This window comes from Ensifer sp. PDNC004, from assembly GCF_016919405.1.
Taxonomy (GTDB): domain Bacteria; phylum Pseudomonadota; class Alphaproteobacteria; order Rhizobiales; family Rhizobiaceae; genus Ensifer.
Window position 1 is genome coordinate 219459 of sequence record NZ_CP070354.1, and the last position, 18127, is coordinate 237585.

Annotated in this window: 16 protein-coding genes; 7 read left to right on the top strand and 9 right to left on the bottom strand. The window is 62.8% G+C overall.

Annotated features, from left to right (window positions below):
- Window positions 1-215 precede the first annotated feature (215 nt).
- From JVX98_RS29375 to JVX98_RS29405, 7 genes are read left to right on the top strand one after another with little or no spacing between them, the layout of a single operon-like run.
- Window positions 216-2372, top strand: a complete 2157-nt coding sequence (locus tag JVX98_RS29375; protein ID WP_205239945.1) for a NosR/NirI family protein — start codon at window positions 216-218, stop codon at window positions 2370-2372.
- Between the two features lie 35 nt (window positions 2373-2407).
- Complete coding sequence (gene nosZ / locus JVX98_RS29380; RefSeq protein ID WP_205239946.1) at window positions 2408-4336, top strand: TAT-dependent nitrous-oxide reductase; 1929 nt, start codon at window positions 2408-2410, stop codon at window positions 4334-4336.
- 3 nt (window positions 4337-4339) lie between these two features.
- Window positions 4340-5668 carry a nitrous oxide reductase family maturation protein NosD gene (locus JVX98_RS29385; protein ID WP_205239947.1) on the top strand — a complete coding sequence of 443 codons (1329 nt, stop codon included), beginning with the start codon at window positions 4340-4342 and terminating at the stop codon, window positions 5666-5668.
- Entirely contained in the window at window positions 5634-6533 is a 900-nt protein-coding gene (locus tag JVX98_RS29390) for an ABC transporter ATP-binding protein (protein WP_205239948.1), read from the top strand. Before JVX98_RS29385 ends, JVX98_RS29390 begins: the two co-directional genes overlap by 35 nt.
- On the top strand, window positions 6530-7351 hold the full coding sequence (locus JVX98_RS29395) for an ABC transporter permease (protein ID WP_205239949.1): 822 nt from the start codon (window positions 6530-6532) through the stop codon (window positions 7349-7351). Before JVX98_RS29390 ends, JVX98_RS29395 begins: the two co-directional genes overlap by 4 nt.
- The gene (locus JVX98_RS29400) at window positions 7348-7929 is read left to right on the top strand and encodes a nitrous oxide reductase accessory protein NosL (protein ID WP_205239950.1); all 582 of its coding nucleotides are present in this window, start codon (window positions 7348-7350) and stop codon (window positions 7927-7929) included. Before JVX98_RS29395 ends, JVX98_RS29400 begins: the two co-directional genes overlap by 4 nt.
- A gap of 4 nt (window positions 7930-7933) precedes the next feature.
- Window positions 7934-8845 carry an FAD:protein FMN transferase gene (locus JVX98_RS29405; protein WP_205239951.1) on the top strand — a complete coding sequence of 304 codons (912 nt, stop codon included), beginning with the start codon at window positions 7934-7936 and terminating at the stop codon, window positions 8843-8845.
- Window positions 8846-8969: 124 nt separating this feature from the next.
- On the opposite strand, the gene JVX98_RS29410 is transcribed toward JVX98_RS29405, so the two are convergent.
- From JVX98_RS29410 to JVX98_RS29450, 9 genes are all read right to left on the bottom strand, one after another.
- Window positions 8970-9236 carry a helix-turn-helix domain-containing protein gene (locus JVX98_RS29410; protein WP_246765119.1) on the bottom strand — a complete coding sequence of 89 codons (267 nt, stop codon included), beginning with the start codon at window positions 9234-9236 and terminating at the stop codon, window positions 8970-8972.
- A gap of 178 nt (window positions 9237-9414) precedes the next feature.
- On the bottom strand, window positions 9415-10290 hold the full coding sequence (locus JVX98_RS29415; protein ID WP_205239952.1) for a glycine betaine ABC transporter substrate-binding protein: 876 nt from the start codon (window positions 10288-10290) through the stop codon (window positions 9415-9417).
- Between the two features lie 71 nt (window positions 10291-10361).
- Window positions 10362-11246 (bottom strand): proline/glycine betaine ABC transporter permease, encoded by an 885-nt coding sequence (locus tag JVX98_RS29420; protein ID WP_205239953.1) that lies wholly within the window; start codon window positions 11244-11246, stop codon window positions 10362-10364.
- Between the two features lie 23 nt (window positions 11247-11269).
- On the bottom strand, window positions 11270-12502 hold the full coding sequence (proV, locus tag JVX98_RS29425) for a glycine betaine/L-proline ABC transporter ATP-binding protein ProV (protein ID WP_205239954.1): 1233 nt from the start codon (window positions 12500-12502) through the stop codon (window positions 11270-11272).
- A 321-nt stretch (window positions 12503-12823) separates the two neighbouring features.
- Complete coding sequence (locus tag JVX98_RS29430) at window positions 12824-13267, bottom strand: PRC-barrel domain-containing protein (RefSeq protein ID WP_246765120.1); 444 nt, start codon at window positions 13265-13267, stop codon at window positions 12824-12826.
- A 195-nt stretch (window positions 13268-13462) separates the two neighbouring features.
- Window positions 13463-14350 carry an aldose 1-epimerase gene (locus JVX98_RS29435; protein WP_205239955.1) on the bottom strand — a complete coding sequence of 296 codons (888 nt, stop codon included), beginning with the start codon at window positions 14348-14350 and terminating at the stop codon, window positions 13463-13465.
- 3 nt (window positions 14351-14353) lie between these two features.
- On the bottom strand, window positions 14354-15304 hold the full coding sequence (gene araH / locus JVX98_RS29440; protein WP_029742703.1) for an L-arabinose ABC transporter permease AraH: 951 nt from the start codon (window positions 15302-15304) through the stop codon (window positions 14354-14356).
- Window positions 15301-16815, bottom strand: a complete 1515-nt coding sequence (gene araG / locus JVX98_RS29445; RefSeq protein WP_205239956.1) for an L-arabinose ABC transporter ATP-binding protein AraG — start codon at window positions 16813-16815, stop codon at window positions 15301-15303. The genes araH and araG overlap by 4 nt, the downstream gene beginning before the upstream one ends.
- Window positions 16816-16986: 171 nt before the next feature.
- The gene (locus JVX98_RS29450) at window positions 16987-17970 is read right to left on the bottom strand and encodes an arabinose ABC transporter substrate-binding protein (RefSeq protein WP_205239957.1); all 984 of its coding nucleotides are present in this window, start codon (window positions 17968-17970) and stop codon (window positions 16987-16989) included.
- Between the last annotated feature and the right edge of the window lie 157 nt (window positions 17971-18127).

The window sequence follows — 18127 nt, forward strand, 5'->3', positions numbered from 1 at the left end:
ATTTCATCCATCTCGACTTTGAAAATTTTGCACTGGCGCCGGCCGATCCACGGCACGGTGCCGAACCCAACTCAAGCTCAAGGCCGCCAGCCTGCAAGCGTCGTGCCAAGCGAAGATCGCGATCGACGAAGCTGTGGTTGTTTGCGCTAGATCAACGATTGTCCCGCGCCAACGTTCCAATGCTCCGGCAACGATTTGCGGGAAAATGCCCTGGAATGAAACTCTTCCGTCTTGTCCTTCTGCTCTGCCTCAGCCTTTGCGGCGCCGTATCCGCCAGTGCGGCATCGGTGCTGCAGGAGTTTTTGCCGACCACCTCCGCTTCGGATCTCGTGCCGGGCGCAGACGGTTTCGGCGCCGTGCGTGATGATGTGGCGGTGGCCCCGGTGCTCAAGGGCGGCGAGACAGTGGCGTGGGTCTTTGTAACCTCGGATTTCGTCGGAACGACGGGCTATTCCGGCAAGCCTATCCATACGCTTGTCGCGGTGGACAAGGATGCGAAGATTGTCGGCGTCCGGCTGGTGAAACACTCCGAGCCCATCGTCCTCATCGGCATTCCGGACGCCAAGGTAAAGGCGCTGGTTGCCGGCTATGCTGGCCTCGATCTCGTCGCCGAGGCGAAATCCGGCGGCACGACCCATGAGGTGGATATCATCTCGGGCGCGACGGTGACGGTCATGGTGATCGACGATTCGATCGTCCGGTCCGGGCTTAAGGTCGCGCGCGCGCTCGGACTTGGCGGACTGACGCCGGAAGCAGGCAACGCCGGCCCGCGCTTTGAGATCGATCCCGCGGCCGTCGCGCCGGCCGATTGGGTCGAGGCAGAAGGCGACGGCACGCTGCGCCGCCTGTCGCTCGACGTTGCCCAGGTCAATGCTGCTTTCGCCGGCCATCCCGATGAACGCGCCCGCGAGCGCGCGATTGCGCAAGCGCCGGAAACGACGTTCATCGAGATGCAGGCGGCACTGGTCTCGGTCCCCGCGATCGGCAAGGCCCTTCTCGGGCCGGCCGAAGAGAAAAACCTTCAGTCCTGGCTCGGCGAAGGCGAGCACGCGATCGCCGTGGTCGGACGCGGGCTCTATTCCTTCAAGGGGTCTGGCTATGTGCGCGGCGGCATCTTTGATCGCATCGTGCTGATCCAGGACGATGTTTCCGTTCGTTTCCGCGATCGCGACCACCGCCGCCTGGGGGCAATCGCCCTTGCCGGCGCGCCGGAATACAACGAGATGGACCTGTTTCGCATCAAGGCAGGCCTTGGCTTCGATCCGACAAAACCATTCCGCATACAGCTTCTGGCGCACCGCGAGGTTGGACCGGTCGAAAAGGTCTTTCATACCTTCGATCTGGGGTACCAGCTGCCGCAGAAGTATCTGCATGCTGTCGCGCCACCGGTGAAGGAGGTTGCCGCCGTAGTCGATCGTGACGAGGGCACGGCACAGGCCGACCTGTGGAAACGCATCTGGGATGACTCGAAGCTGAAGATCGTCGTACTCGGCGCCATGTTGGTCGTGCTGACGGGTGTGTTCTTCTTCCAGACCTATGCGGTCAGAAACGCACGGGCGTTCTACATCTTCCGCATCATCTTCCTGACGGTGACGCTGGTCTTCCTCGGCTGGTACGCCAACGCGCAGCTTTCCGTCGTCAATCTGATGGCGCTCTTCGGGAGCCTCGTCAACGGCTTCAGCTGGCAGGCTTTCCTGCTCGACCCGCTGACCTTCATCCTTTGGTTTGCCGTTGCCGCAGCGCTCCTGTTTTGGGGACGGGGAGCCTATTGCGGCTGGCTCTGCCCCTTCGGCGCCCTGCAGGAGCTGACCAACCAGATCGCGCGCAAGCTGCGCATCCCGCAATGGACTTTGCCATGGGGCCTGCACGAGCGGCTCTGGCCGGTCAAATACATGATCTTCCTCGGTCTTTTCGGGGTCTCGCTGATGAGCGTCGAGCAGGCGGAACATCTGGCCGAGATCGAGCCGTTCAAGACTGCGATCATCCTGAAGTTCATCCGCGCCTGGCCGTTCGTGGCCTATGCAGTCGCACTTCTTGTCGCCGGGCTCTTCGTCGAGCGGTTCTATTGCCGCTATCTCTGCCCGCTCGGTGCGGCGCTCGCGATCCCTGCGCGCATGCGCATGTTCGACTGGCTCAAGCGCTACCATGAATGCGGAAACCCCTGCCAGACCTGCGCCCACCAATGTCCGGTGCAGGCGATCCACCGAACCGGCGAGATCAATCCGAACGAGTGCATCAACTGCCTGCACTGCCAGGTGCTCTACCAGTCGGAAACCGTCTGCCCCGTCGTGATCAAGAAGATGAAGTCGCGGGCGAAGCTTGTTGCAAGCCCGGGCGGCGTGCCGACCCATCAACCCGCAGCCAAAGTTTAATCGAAGCCAAGGTTCAAGCAAAAAGGAACCAGATCATGGAAACAAAGGAACACAAGGGACTAAGCCGCCGAGCGCTCTTCAGCGCGACCGCAGGCAGCGCCATCCTGGCGGGCACGGTCGGGCCGGCCGCCCTCAGCCTCGGCGCTGCAGGACTGGCGACGCCGGCCCGTGCGGCGGCAGGCGCGGACGGTTCGGTCGCCCCGGGCAAGCTCGACGACTATTACGGCTTCTGGTCCTCCGGCCAGACCGGCGAGATGCGCATTCTCGGCATTCCATCGATGCGCGAGCTGATGCGGGTGCCGGTGTTTAACCGTTGCTCGGCCACCGGCTGGGGGCAGACCAATGAATCGATCCGGATCCATCAGCGCACGATGTCCGAGAAGACGAAGAAGCAGCTTGCCGCCAACGGCAAGAAAATCCACGACAACGGCGACTTGCACCACGTCCACATGTCCTTCACCGACGGCAAATATGACGGCCGCTTTCTGTTCATGAACGACAAGGCCAATACGCGCGTGGCGCGCGTGCGCTGCGACGTGATGAAGACCGACGCCATCCTGGAGATCCCCAACGCCAAGGGCATCCACGGCATGCGTCCGCAGAAATGGCCGCGTTCGAACTACGTGTTCTGCAACGGCGAGGACGAGGCCCCGCTCGTCAACGACGGCTCGACGATGACCGACGTGGCGACCTACGTGAACATCTTCACCGCTGTCGATGCCGACAAGTGGGAAGTGGCCTGGCAGGTGAAGGTCTCGGGCAACCTCGACAATTGCGATGCCGACTACGAGGGCAAGTGGGCGTTCTCCACCAGCTACAACTCCGAAATGGGCATGACGCTGGAAGAGATGACCAAGTCCGAGATGGACCACATCGTCGTCTTCAACATCGCCGAAATCGAGAAGGCGATTGCGGCCGGAAAATACGAGGAGATCAACGGCGTCAAGGTGGTGGACGGGCGCAAGGAAGCCAAGTCGCTTTTCACGCGCTACATCCCGATCGCCAACAACCCGCACGGCTGCAACATGGCGCCGGACAGGAAGCATCTGTGCGTCGCCGGCAAGCTCTCGCCCACCGTCACCGTGCTGGACGTGACGAAGTTCGATGCCCTGTTCTACGACAATGCCGAGCCGCGCAGCGCCGTGGTGGCGGAGCCGGAGCTGGGCCTCGGCCCGTTGCACACCGCCTTCGACGGCCGTGGCAACGCCTATACCTCGCTGTTCCTCGACAGCCAGGTGGTGAAGTGGAACATCGATGAGGCCATCCGCGCCTACGCCGGTGAAAAGATCAATCCGATCAAGGACAAGCTCGACGTTCAGTACCAGCCTGGCCACCTGAAGACGGTGATGGGCGAAACGCTGGATGCCGCGAACGACTGGCTCGTTTGCCTTTGCAAGTTCTCGAAGGACCGATTCCTGAATGTCGGCCCGCTGAAGCCGGAAAACGATCAGCTGATCGACATTTCCGGTGACAAGATGGTGCTGGTTCATGACGGCCCGACCTTCGCCGAGCCGCATGATGCCATCGCAGTCTCCCCCTCGATCCTGCCGAACATCCGCTCGGTCTGGGATCGCAAGGATCCGCTGTGGGCCGAAACGCGCAAGCAGGCCGAGGCCGATGAGGTCGACATCGACGAGTGGACCGAGGCCGTGATCCGCGACGGCAACAAGGTTCGCGTCTACATGACCTCGGTCGCGCCCAGCTTCAGCCAGCCGAGCTTTACGGTGAAGGAGGGTGACGAGGTCACGGTCATCGTCACCAATCTCGACGAGATCGACGATCTCACCCACGGCTTCACCATGGGCAATCACGGCGTGGCGATGGAGGTCGGCCCGCAACAGACGAGCTCCGTCACCTTCGTTGCGGCCAACCCTGGCGTTTATTGGTACTATTGCCAATGGTTCTGCCATGCCCTGCACATGGAAATGCGCGGCCGCATGTTCGTGGAACCGAAGGACGCCTGATCGATGCGGCTGTCCGTTCTCCTGATCGGTCTGCTTCTCGCCTCTCCGCTCTTCGCGGCGGAGCGCGCAGTCGTGCCGGGTGCGGGCAGTCTTGCGGAAGCCATCGCCGGGGCGGAGCCCGGCGATGTGCTGACACTGACCGACGGGGCCTATCGCGGCCCCGTTACCATCGACCGCCCACTGACGATCACTGGTCCGCGCGGGGCGGTCGTTGATGGGCTCAAGCAGGGTAGCGTGGTGACGATTGCCGCGCCGGACGTCACCTTGAGAGGTTTCACCGTCACCGGTTCGGGTCGCATCAACCAGGATCTCGACGCCGGGGTCAAAATCGTTCAGGGCGCCGATCGCGCCCGTGTCGAGAAACTGCTCGTTACCGACAACATGCACGGCATCGACGTCCATGGCGGCCGCGGCGCGATTGTCTCTGAAAACGAGATCGTCGGCACGCGCAGCCCCCGCATGAACGAGCGCGGCAATGGCATCTATGTCTGGAACAGCCCGGGCACGCTGCTTCAAGACAATGTCATTCGCTACGGTCGCGACGGCATCTTTTCCAACGCCAGCGCCGACAGCATCTATCGCCGCAACATTATGCGCGACCTGCGTTTTGCGGTACACTTCATGTACACCCGCAACACCGAGGTTTCCGACAACATCTCGATCGGAAACCATCTCGGTTTTGCGATCATGTTCTCCAATCGCGCGAAGATCCTGAACAATCTCAGCCTCGGCGACCGCGAGCACGGGCTGATGCTGAACTATGCCAACAATGCCGACGTGTCGGGCAATCTGGTGCGCGGCGGCACGAAGAAATGCCTGTTCATCTACAACGCCCACAAGAACCTGATCTGGGGAAACCGCTTCGAGAGCTGCGGCATCGGCATTCATTTCACCGCCGGTTCGGAAAAGAATGTGCTGACAGGCAACGCCTTCATCGCCAACCGCGAGCAGGTCAAATATGTCGGCACCCGCAACATGGAATGGAGCCATGAAGGGCGGGGCAACTTCTGGTCCGACCATCCGGCCTTCGACCTCAACGGCGACGGCATTGCCGACAGTTTTTACCGCCCCAACGACCTGATGGACCAGATCCTCTGGTCGCAGCCCGCGGCAGGCCTGCTCACCGGTTCGCCGGCCGTGCAGATCGTTCGCTGGAGCCAACGGGATTTTCCCGCCACCTTGCCTGGAGGCGTTCGCGACAGCGCGCCGTTGATGCGCCCCCTGACCATCCCTGTCCCGCCCGACATCCTTGCCTACGAGGCGGAGGCCGCAGGGCGCTGGACTGAAGGAAATTACGATGACACCGACGCTGACAATCTCCAGGCTCACTAAGCGCTTCCAATCGGTGGAAGCGCTGAAGTCCGTTTCCCTTGCGCTGGAGCCGGGACGGCGCGCGGCACTGCTCGGCCATAACGGTGCCGGCAAGTCAACGATGATGAAGATCGTGCTCGGTCTCATCCCCTTCGACAGCGGCGAGGTTTTGGTTTGCGGCTCGGCGCCCGGTTCGCCCGCCGCGCGGACCCAGGTGGCATATCTGCCGGAAAATGTCGCTTTTCACCCGGCTTTGACGGGAGAGGAACAGCTTCGCCACTATCTCGCGCTGCGCGGTGAAAGCCCGGCGCTGGCCATGGAGCTTCTTGCGCGCGTCGGGCTTGGTCACGCGGCGCGGCGTCGAATCGGGACCTATTCCAAAGGCATGCGCCAGCGCGTGGGTCTGGCCCAGACGCTGATCGGCCGACCCCGTCTGCTGGTGCTGGACGAACCGACCTCGGGCCTGGATCCGGTGTCGCGACGGGACTTCTACGACCTGCTCGACGGGTTGGCCGCAGAAGGATCCGCCATCCTGCTCTCCTCCCATGTGTTGACCGAGGTGGAGGCGCGCACGGACCGAATCCTCATCCTTTCCGGTGGGGAACTGGTGGCCGAGGGTACGCTTGCCGATCTTCGGACCCGTGCGGCCCTTCCGGTCGCCTTTTCCGTTCGCCCCGCACCGGGCCATGCGCCGGCAGTGGCCGCGACCTTTCCCGAAGGTGTGCAAGGGGAGGACGGCCTCCTGCGCCTTCGTGGTTCGCAGTCGGAAAAACTGCCGCTTCTTGCCCGTATTGCGGCGCTTGGGAGCGCCGTTGCCGATCTCGATGTCATCCCGCCCAGCCTCGAGGACATCTACAGCCACTTTAGCCGGAGGGACGGGCAATGACGCGCATCCTTGCCACCGCCGTCAGCGAATTCCGCATCGCTTTCCGCAATCGCTGGGTCTCCATCGCCACCGGCATGATGGTGCTGTTCGCCCTGGTGCTGGCCGCCGCCGGCTCTGCCCCGACGGGCGATGTCGGCGTCGACCGGCTCTCCGTAACGGTCGCCTCGCTCACCTCGCTTGCGGTCTATCTGGTCCCGCTTTTGGCATTGCTGATGAGTTTCGATGCGGTGGCTGGCGAGGTGGAACGCGGCACGCTGCCACTGCTTCTCACCTATCCCGTCTCGCGCCTGCAGATCCTGCTCGGCAAACTTCTGGCGCATCTCGCAAACCTCGCTCTTGCCGTGACGCTTGGCTATGGCGCCGCGGCGCTCGCAGCCGTCTGGTTCGATCCTGGAGCGACCGCAGGGCTTGGTGCACTCTGGCGGCTGATCTGGTCCTCGGTGCTGCTGGGCGCGACCTTTCTTGGCACCGGCTACGCGCTTTCGGCTTTGGCGCGAAGGCCGTCGGGGGCGGCGGGCCTGGCCATCGCGCTCTGGCTGGTGGCGGTGGTGCTCTACGATCTTGCCCTATTGGCGCTCATCGTGACGGATGGCGGCGGTGCTTTCACCACACACGCATTGCCCGTCGCTCTGCTTGCCAACCCTGCCGATGCCTTCCGCGTCTTTAACCTCTCGGCCGCACAAGCGGTTTCTGCCGCCGGCGGACTGGGTGGCGCCGCCGGCGCGATTCCGCTTTGGCAATCGGCGGCCTCTCTTCTCGCCTGGCCACTGGCCGCCATCGCACTGGCCGCCGCAGCCTTCCGAAAGGTGACCCCATGAGGAACCGACTTCGCTTCGTCCTCGTCGCTGCCGCCCTGGTGCTGCTTTCCGCCTGCAAGGAGGACGTGGCCCAAAGCATCGTGCCGCAGGACATGACGCCCGAGACCCTCGGCCATTACTGCCAGATGAACCTTCTGGAGCACCCCGGCCCGAAGGCGCAGATCTTTCTGGAAGGAAACCCGGCGCCGCTCTTCTTCAGTCAGGTGCGCGATGCGATCGCCTATGCGCGCGGCCCGGAGCAGATTGCGCCGATCCTCGTTATCTACGTCAACGACATGGGGGCTGCAGGGGCAAGCTGGGACCAGCCCGGTGACGGCAACTGGATCGCCGCCGACAAGGCGTTCTACGTGGTCGGTTCTGCCCGGCGAGGCGGCATGGGGGCGCCAGAAGCCGTGCCGTTCTCAAGCCGCGACGAGGCTGCGGCCTTCGTCCTTGCCGAGGGCGGCCAGGTGCTCGCGCTCGCCGATATCACCGATGCCATGGTTTTGACGCCGGTGGAGACCGGCCCGGAACCGGGCGCGGACGACGGAGACTATCTCGGCCGTCTGCGCGCATTGTCCCATCCTGCCGGAGGTTAACCCCATGCTTGTGACCCGACGCCGCCTGATTGCAATTTCTGCAGTTCTCGCAGCAGCGCCCGCCATCGCCCGTGCCAACGCGGCAACCCGCTTCTGGACAGGTCAGGCGCTTGGCGCGCGTGCCTCGATCCGCATCGAGCATCCAGAGGCAGAGGCCATTGTCGCCAGGGTCATGGCCGAGATCGACCGCCTGGAAAACGTCTTCAGCCTCTACCGTGCGAACAGTGCGCTTTGTCGACTGAACCGCGACGGTTATCTTCAAGATCCGCCATTCGAGCTTTTGGGATGTCTGTCACTGGCCGACGCAGTCCACCTGGCAAGCGGCGGGCGCTTCGATCCGACGGTGCAGCCGCTCTGGACGCTCTGGGCTCAATCGGCTGCAAACGGCACGCGACCCGACCCGGCGGACGTCGATCGCGTGCGTGGCAACGTTGGCTGGGGCAAGGTCACGCTTGATGCAGCAGCAATCACGCTGCATCCGGGCATGGCGCTGACGTTGAACGGCATCGGGCAGGGGTATGTTGCCGACCGTGTGGCAGCAATGCTTGAAGCTGAGGGACTGACGGACATTCTGATCGATACCGGCGAGTTCCGTGCGCTCGGGGGGCAACCGGGCGGCGACGGATGGCCGGTCCGACTGGAATCGGGCGAGCGCCTGCCTCTGCGCCAGCGGGCGGTCGCGACCTCCGCCCCTCTCGGCACGACCTTCGATCAGGCAGCCAGAGACGGACATATCCTCGACCCCATGACCGGAATGCCCGCGCCGGCAAACTGGCGCTCTGTCTCGGTCTCGGCACCATCCGCCGCCATCGCCGACGCACTGGCGACGGCCGCATGCCTGATGCCGGATGCCGGATCGATCCTTGCGATGAACGCGCGTTTTGAAGGCGCCCGCCTGGAAGCGGCGTCCGTTTAAGGGGCGACCAAGGAACGTCGTCGGGGGGCTCGGCCCCGATCGGCGGAAGCAAGGCGGCGGCTGCCGTAGCGACGATGGCCTTGGTGTTCTTCCGGCGTTCGGCCGAACGGGTAGTCCCAGCGGACTACCTCGCCTCGACTGGTCCAGTTCCCCGCCCATCGAGGAGCCAGGCGATGTTGACCTGCAGGATACCGGCCATCATGTCGAGGCGGTTGGCCCTCGGCTCGGCGCGGTCGTTTTCCCAGCTGATCCAGGTCTCCTCGGTAACACCCGCGATCGCGGATATCTGTTCGATCGAAAGGTTGATTGCATCGCGGGCAAGCGAAATGCGGCCGCCGATCGTGTCGTCTGTGGCGTCCGCGGTGGCGCGGGGTGCAAGCATGTCGTTCATGATGTCGATGATCCTTCTGTCGGGAGGAACGCCCGCAACGAGAGCGCGGGCGTCGGTCGGACTAAGGCCCGTCGCGTGAAAAATGGTTCACATTCCAGGCTTTAAGCCCTTGTTTTTATGCATGTCGTTGCCGCAAAACCGCTGTGCATTTTCGCGCGACATGCATTGGCGGCCAAGCTCAGCCATCGTCCTTGGCGAGCCAGGCTTTGATCTGGTCCGGATGATCCGCAATGTACTTGTCGACTGCCTTTTCGTAGGAGGTCTGCTGGGCGTTGAACATCGCGGCTTCGAGATCGCCGATCGGCAGCTTCATGCGCGACAGCAGGCCTGAAACTTCAGGGTTGTCCTTCTCGATGTCCTTGCGTGCCAGCACGTCCACCCGTTCGGCCTTGCCGAGTGCGTTCTTCGGATCCGCGATATAGCGAAGCTCGTACTTGCCGAACATCCAATGCGGGCTCCAGGCCGTGGCGACAAACCAATCCTTCTTGCGCATCGCCCGGTCAACCGTCGTCAGCATGCCGGCCTCACTGGAGATCTGCAGCTTGTATCCGTCCAGCGCGTAGTCCTTGACTGCCTGCTCGGACAGGCGTGTAAGGCCCGCGCCGGGATCGATGCCCTCGATCCGGCCCTTGAGCTTCTCCTTCACGTCGTCCTTCTTCAGGTCGTCGATCGAGGCGATGGCGTCTTCGGGAATGTATTTCGGCACCACCCAGCCGAGCCTGGCACCGTCGTAAACGGTCCCAAGCGTCGTTACCTTGTCCTTCACCTTGGCGAAGTAGTCGGCGTGGGTTTCCGGCAGCCAAGCCATCATCATGGCATCGAGGTCGCCGCGACCGACACCCTGGTAAAGCGGCGCGATGTCCGTCTGGACCAGTTCGACCTCCTGGCCGAGTTCGTCCTTGATCAGTTTTGCGGCGAGCTTGGTGACGAACTCGGCGTCCGACCAGGCGGCCCAGCCGATCCTGACAGGTGGCTTTTCTTCTGCGGCAGCCGCGCCGAACGTACCGGCGGCGATGCCGGCCGCAAGGCTGATGGTTGCAAGGGTCTTGAACATGGGTGCTCCTTTCACGAAGGTTTGCAGTCGGCAACGCGAACGCCGCCAGATGGATAGGAAAGTCCGCGGCGTCAGGCCGTGACGGGGGAGGTCTGAGGTTGTTCCTGTCGCCGGCGGAACAGGACGCGCCATGGGCTGGCGCGCTCCTTGCCTAAGCTCTGGGTGATCCGGTCGAGAATGACGGCGAGAATGACGACGGCGAGACCGCCTTCGAAACCGGTTCCGACGTCGAGACGCTGGATCCCGGTCAGGACCGTGTTGCCAATGCCACCCGCACCGATCATCGAGGCGATCACCACCATGGAGAGCGAAAGCATGATCGTCTGGTTGATGCCCGCCATGATCGAAGGCATGGCGTTGGGCAGTTGTACCTTTACCAGCAGCTGCCAGGCGGTGCAGCCGAAGGCGTTGCCGGCCTCGATGAACTCCACATGCACCTGACGGATGCCGAGATTGGTGAGCCGCACGACCGGCGGCATCGAGAAGATAACCGTCGCGATCGTCCCGGGCACGGCGCCAAGGCCGAAGAACATCGCCGCCGGGATGAGATAGACGAAGGCCGGCATCGTTTGCATGAGGTCGAGCATGGGTCGTACGGCTGCCGCGACGCGATCGCTGCGCGCCATGGCGATGCCGAGCGGCAGGCCGATGAGCATGGCGACGAGCGTTGATGCGATAACCAGCGACAGCGTTTCCATCATTGCGGACCAAAGGCCCATGTGTTCGACCAGCAGCAGGGAAAGGGCGGTAAAGACCGCAAAGCCGAAGCCGACCCGCCACAGCGACAAGAGCACGAAGATCGTGAGCCCGAGGGCCAAGGGGGCGGCGAGAAGTGCGGCCTGGATGCTGTTGGTCACGGTGCCGATGGCGGCGGCGATCAGATCGAGCAGCGGTGCGAAATTGTCGAGGATGTAGTTGACGGCGCTGTCGACGCCGTCACCGATATCGAAAGTCATGGATTGTCTCCGAAAGGGCTGGATCAGGCGGTGCGATCGAGCGTTTCGAGCAGCGCGGATTTGCTGATCGAGCCGAGGTAGCGGTTGGCTTCGTCGATGACGGGCATGGGGAAGGGGCTTGCAGCCACCTTGCCGAGCACGTTGGACAAGCTTTCCGACGCGGGGATCGGCTCGATATCCGGCAGGAAGGCGCGCCGGTAGGGATCGGCGGCGCCGTCTCGGGCGGTCGCGATCAACGAGGACCGGCTGATCATGCCGTGATAGGTCTTGTCGCGGCCGAGAATGATGGCGACCTCGCGATCGTAGTGTTCCATGCGCTCAAGGGCAGCTGCGGCCGAAACACCCTGTCGCTCGATGATCGTCACCTGCGTCTTGCGGGCGACGTCGCCGGCGCGGAACACCTGCGAGACATCGACATTGCGGAAGAAAGACCGCACATAGTCGTTGGCGGGCTTCAACACGATCTCGTCCGGGGTGCCCACCTGCACGACCTCACCATTTTGCATGATGCAGATGCGGTCGCCGATCCGCATGGCTTCGTCGAGATCGTGGCTGACGAAGACGATGGTCCGACTGTGTTCAGCCTGAAGGCGAACGAGTTCGTCCTGCATCTCGGTGCGGATCAGCGGGTCAAGCGCGGAAAAAGCCTCGTCCATGAGCAGTACCGAAGGCTCGGCGGCGAGCGCTCGCGCCAGGCCGACGCGCTGCTTCATGCCGCCGGAGAGCTGGTCGGGGCGGCTGTCGTCGTAACCTTCCAGCCCGACAGCGTGCAGAGCCGTTCGGGCGCGCGCCTTGCGCTCGGCCTCGCCGACGCCGGCGACCTCGAGGCCGAAGGCCGCGTTGTCGATAACGCTGCGGTTCGGCAGCAGCGCGAAGGACTGGAAGACCATGCTGATGTCGCGGCGGCGCAAGGCGATCAGTTCGCTGCGCGGCAAGCGCGCCACGTCTTTGCCGTCGATCTCGATGGAGCCGGAGGTCGGTTCGATCAGGCGGTTGAGGAGGCGCAGCATCGTCGATTTGCCGGAACCCGAAAGTCCCATGATGACGAAGATCTCGCCGGCGCGAATGTCGAAGGTCGCGTTGTTGACGCCGATGGTGCAGCCTGTCTCGGCGTGGATCTCCGCTTTGGTGCTACCCGCCTTAAGCAGGCTCAGCGCCTCGTCCGGCCGCTCGCCAAAAACCTTGAAAACGTTCTTGATACTGATCTTGACCGGTTGCTCGTCGGCCGAGCGGTCGCTCTCAGTTTGAAGTGCCATATGTTCTGGGCCCCGGCTCCGGAAGCGGGGCACTCTCCTTCGTGTTTGAAAGGCTGATGAAACGATCAGCGAAACGGAAAAGCGCCCGACCAGAAAGGCCTGCGCAAACACGACATCATGTCGCAATCAGATTGTCTTTTGGCACGCCTATACAGAAATGTCCACATTGGGAGAATAGAAAGCTAAGTTTTGGCGATTATTATCGCTGAAAATGGAATGCTTTCGCGCTCCTGAAGGCGATCGTCAGCGGCGGATGTGCAGGGCGCCTCGGCGACGAAAAACGCGTTCGCCGGAGAAGCGAACGCGCGCGGCAGCCGGTCTTTATTTCTTCAGCTTGCCGTAATCGAACTTGGGTGCCTTGGAGAGGTCATCCTTGTTGGTATCGACATAGGCCTTCCAAGTGCCGTTGTCGTTGGCAAGGGCAAGTGACGCCGGGTCGATGACGACATAGCTCTCGCCCAGGCCGAGGAAACCGCCGACGCTTGCGACGATGCCGATGACGGACTTGCCGTCGCCGATGACGACGTCGGAGATCTCGCCGATCGTCTCGTCCTGCTTGTTGTAGATATCGACGCCGATGAGCTGCGAATTGACGATATCGGTGTCTTTGATTTCCACAAATTTCAGCGGCATCGTTGCGGCGGTGCCCATCGTGATGCCGGGGCCGACCAGCATCGCATCTGCGCCGTTTGCTGCGGGTTCTTGCGCGAAGGCGGCGCTGGAAACGAGGGCAAGGGAAAGCGCGGCGGCGGTCACATAATTCATGCATATCTCCTGTTCAGTCTCACCACCGACCGGCACGGTCGTGGCGGCTTCTAAACGGAGCTTGCTCAAAAAAGTTCCACGGAATCATTGATATACGCAATCTTCCCCGCGACCGGACGATCGATCGCAGCTATTGCCTGGGGTGCCTTTAAACGATTGCGGAGTTCCGGATGCGAAACCGCTCCTTGCGAACCGCTACCCGCTCGCCAGGTCCTCGACGCTGAGCGCGATCGTTCCCGTCACGGTTTGGAGAGGCTGAAGCCGGACGAGGCCGCCGTCTCGTTGATCGCGGTGCGCGTTCGGCCGATGGCTCATCGGCTCGAAGCAAAAGAAGCTGCTTGTCGCCGACGGCGAATAGAGAACGAAGAACTGAAAATGCCCATCGGCTTCCAGCGAAGCGGCAAGCCCCGTTTCCGGCCATTCGATACGGGCTCGTCCATCCCAGCCGTCGAAGGCATTGTTCAGCCATTTCGGGGGCAAGGGGGAGCCGGATGCAAAGTTGATGTCCTGAGGGATGGGGCCGGGGCGGCCTGGCAGATGACCTTCCCGTTCGCTCCAATATCGTTCGGCATGAGCAAAGAGCCGCGTTTCGGGCGTGCGCGGAAAGTATGGATGGAAGCCCAGTCCATAGGGCAGGGTCTGGTCGGCGCGGTTGGTGATGGCGAGCGAGAGGATCAGGCGGGCTCCGTCGATGGCGATCGTCTGTACCGCTTCATAGGCAAAGGGGGTGGCAACGCTTGCCTCCTGGTCAAAGCGAAGAGTGACCGATTGCCGGTTGCGCTGCAGGATCGACCAACGCCCAAGCCAGCCGTCTCCGTGCAAGACCAGCGGATCGGTCGTGTTTTCTTCCAGCCTGTAGTCGCGCCCTTCGAATTGGAAGCTGTTGTCCTCGATGCGATTACCGAAGGGCACCAACGGAAAGCTGGCCTCGGCGCCGAACACTTGCGAGGCAAGCCCCGGTGCCGGCGTCGGCGCGAACACAGGAATGCCGCGCCAGCGAGCCGACAGGATCGCGCCGCCAAGCGGGCTCACCTCGACGGTGAGCCCTTCTTCGTTTTCGAGGAGAACAATGTCTTTCGTCATACTCTAGCTGCGACGACCGGCGGCGGCCGAACGCAGATTGTCGAGCAGCACGGCGAGCAGGAGGATCAGGCCGCGCACGACATATTGGTAGAAGGCCTGGATGTTGAGGAGGTTCATGACGTTTTCGGCGATGCCCATGATGAGAACGCCGACGATTACGCCGGTCATGGCCGCACGGCCGCCGGCAAGCGACACGCCGCCGAGCACACAGGCCGAGATGACCGAGAGCTCGAGACCGGTCGCGGCATTCGGCTGGCCCGAGGTGATGCGCGAGGCGAGCAGGACACCGGCAACGGCGCAGACGAGGCCCTGCAGCGCGAAGATCCAGATGCGCATGTTGGAAACGTTGACGCCGGCCAGCCGCGAGGCTTCCGGGTTGCCGCCGATCGCCAGCGTGTTTTTGCCGAAGACGGTGCGGTTCAAGACGAAGCCGAACACGAGGAAGAAGCAACCCATCACCCAGATCGGCGTCGGGATGCCCAGGAACTTCGACAGCGCCAGCTGATAGAAGCTCGGATCGTTGATGCCGACGGCCCGGCCGTCCGACGCGATCAGTGCGAAACCGCGCACGATCTGCATGGTGGCAAGCGTCGTGATCAGCGCGTTGATGCGGAAATGCGCAATCACCACGCCGTTGACGAGCCCGACAAAGCCGCCGCACAGGAGTGCCGCTATCAGGCCAACGAGGATCGAGCCGGAGGCGTTGGAGGCCATGACGGCGGCCATGCCCGAGAAGGCGACGGTGGAGCCGACCGAAAGGTCGAAGTCGCGCGAGGCCAGGCAGAACATCATCGTGCAGGCGACGATGCCGATGGTGACGACCGATTGCAGCAGGCCGAGCATGTTGCGCTCGGTCAGGAAGTTCGGAACCGTCAGCGCGACGATGGCGAAGGCGACGGCGAAGATGACGACCAGACCCTGTTCGCCGAGTAGAAGTTTTTTCAAGGAAGTCATGACGGCTGAACCTGCTCGGTTGGAACATCGGGAAGGGCGGCGGCGAGGATGCGGCGTTCGTCGAAATCCGAGCGCGCGAAATCGGCGGCGATCCGGCCCTGGCACATGACGAGGATGCGGTCGGTAATGCCCATCACCTCGGGCAACTCGCTGGAGATGACGACGATCGCCATGCCCTGACCGGCGAGTTCGTAGAGGATTTCGTAGATCTCCGATTTGGCGCCGACATCGATGCCGCGCGTCGGCTCATCGATGATCAGAACCTTCACGCCCTGTTCGGAAAGCCAGCGGCCAAGGATGACCTTCTGCTGGTTGCCGCCGGAGAGATTGATGATGTCCTGCTTGCGGGACGGTGTGCGCACCCGAAGCTTGGCGATGAAGCGGTCGGCCAGTTCCGCTTCCTTCTTGAGGTTGAGGATGCCGAGGGGAGAAAAGTGCCGGCGCGACGAGATCGCCATGTTTTCCTCGATGCTGCGCCCCTGGACGATGCCGTCGAACTTGCGGTCCTCGGGGCAGAGCACCATGCCGGCGCGGATCGATTGTGGCGGATTGTCGGCCGGAACGATCGCGCCGTCGATCGTCACGGTTCCCTGGTGGCGTCTGTCTGCGCCATAGACCAGCCGGGTCATCTCGCTACGGCCAGCGCCGATCAGGCCGAAAAAGCCGAGGATCTCGCCGCGCCGAACCGAGAAGCTCAAGGGTGTCTTCAGCTTCGGGCCGCAGATCGCTTCGACGCGCAGACGTTCAGCACCGAGATCGCGGCCCCGCCAGCCCCAGATGTTGGAGATCTCGCGTCCGACCATCTCGGCGATGATCTGATCGCGCGTGACCTTGGAAATATCGGGGTGATGGGCGGCAAGCTTGCCGTCGCGCAGCACCGTCAGGCTGTCGCAAAGCCGGAAGATCTCGTCGAGCCGGTGGGACACGTAGAGGATCACAGTGCCGTTCGAACGCAGGCGATCGATCAGGGCAAAGAGGATTTCGCTCTCGCGGGACGACAGCGACGAGGTCGGCTCGTCGAGCGCAATGACGCGCGCATCGAGCATCACCGCCTTGGCGATCTCGACCATCTGGCGCTCGCCGATCGAGAGCGAGGCGATCTTGGCGGACGGATCGACGTCGATGCCGATTTCCGCGAGCTTCTCGCCGACGACGCGAAGCAACTGGCGGCGATCGATCACGCCCGCCTTGCCGGGGAAGTGGCCGAGCCAGAGGTTTTCGGCCACCGTCAGTTCCGGAACGAGCTGCAGCTCCTGATGTATGACGATGACGCCGGCGCGGAAGGCATCGCGCACGGAGCGATAGCTCTGCGTCTCGCCGTCGATGCGGATATCTCCCTCATCGGCGGACTGGTCTCCGGAGAGCAGGCGGATGAGCGTCGACTTGCCGGCGCCGTTCTCGCCCATGAGGCCATGGACGGCACCCTTGCGCACGGAAAACGAGACATCCGACAGCGCCTGGACGCCGGGATAGCCCTTGGAGATCGATTGGAATTCGAGAAAATCTTGCATGCGCGGCTCCGAAGCGGAATGCCAGGCAGTCGAGGCCGCCGGGCCGATAGAGCGGGATGAGGTGTGCGCGGTCTTCCGCCCGCATCCCGCTCTAAACTACCAGAATCGATCACGTTTATTGTTTGGGTCGGTCAGACCCAGACACTCGTGATCTGGTGTCGCGGAACGCGATTACTCGATGCCGAGATCCTTGCGCACGGCCTCGTAGTTGTCGCGAAGCGCGAGCTGGCCGGCGGTCAGCGTCAGCTTTTCCGGTTCCTTGCCGTTGGCGATCCACTCATACATGTTGAGTGCGGTCTCGTAGCCGTGGCGCTTCGGCGAGATGATGACGGTGCCGAAGAAGCCGGTGGCTGCAGGCTTCTTGAACTCGTTGATCGCCGAATCCGCGCCGCCGATGCCGACGCCGATCATGCTGTCGGGAGCAATGCCGACCGTCTCGGTCGCGCGCACGGCGCCGAGCACCGCTTCGTCATTGAGGCCGATCGCAACCCACTTCTTGATGCCGGCGTTCTTGTTGAGCACGATCGTCGAGGCGTTGAGTGCCGCCTCTGTGTCGGTCTTGGCCTGCGGCGCATCGAAGATGTTGGCTTCCGGGAAGCCGTTGGTCTTGAGAACCGCGAGTGCGCCCTCGACGCGGTCGACCGCGGTCGGGAGCTGGTCGTAGGAAACGCGGATCGCGCCGACGTCCTTCATGTCCCAGCCACGCTTCTTGATTTCGTCGACCAGGGCCTGACCGACGGCTTCGCCGATTTTCGTCGCCGAAATGCCCATGTGAGGCACGTCTTCGATCGGGCTGCCGTCGGCGTTGACCAGCCGGTCGTCGACCGTCATCAGCTTGAGGTCGTTGGCGGCCGCCTTGGCGACGATGCCGGGGCCGAGCTTGACGTCAGGGGTGCAGACGATGAAGCCCTGCGCGCCCTGGGCACCGAGATTGTCGATCGCCGACTGAACCTTCTCGCCGTCTTCCGCACCGATCTTGACCAGCGTGAAGCCTTTTTCCTTGGCGGCGACGTCGGCGAACTTCCATTCGTCCTGGAACCACGGCTCTTCCGGCTGCTTGACGATGAAGCCGATCTTGACGTCGGCAGCGAACGCCGAGGTTGCCGCAAACACGGCGACGGTACCAGCCAGAATGGCTGCCTTGATAAAGCGCATGATGTCTCTCCCTGGTGAACTGCCTCCTGCAGTGAGCATTTGTGTATGATGAATCATCATATTCGTCAATTGCCTTTGTATGATGAATGCGATAGTGATGTATAACGATAACGTGCTTCGCTGCGTTGTCGCCTTCAAGCGTCTGCGCTATGGAGCG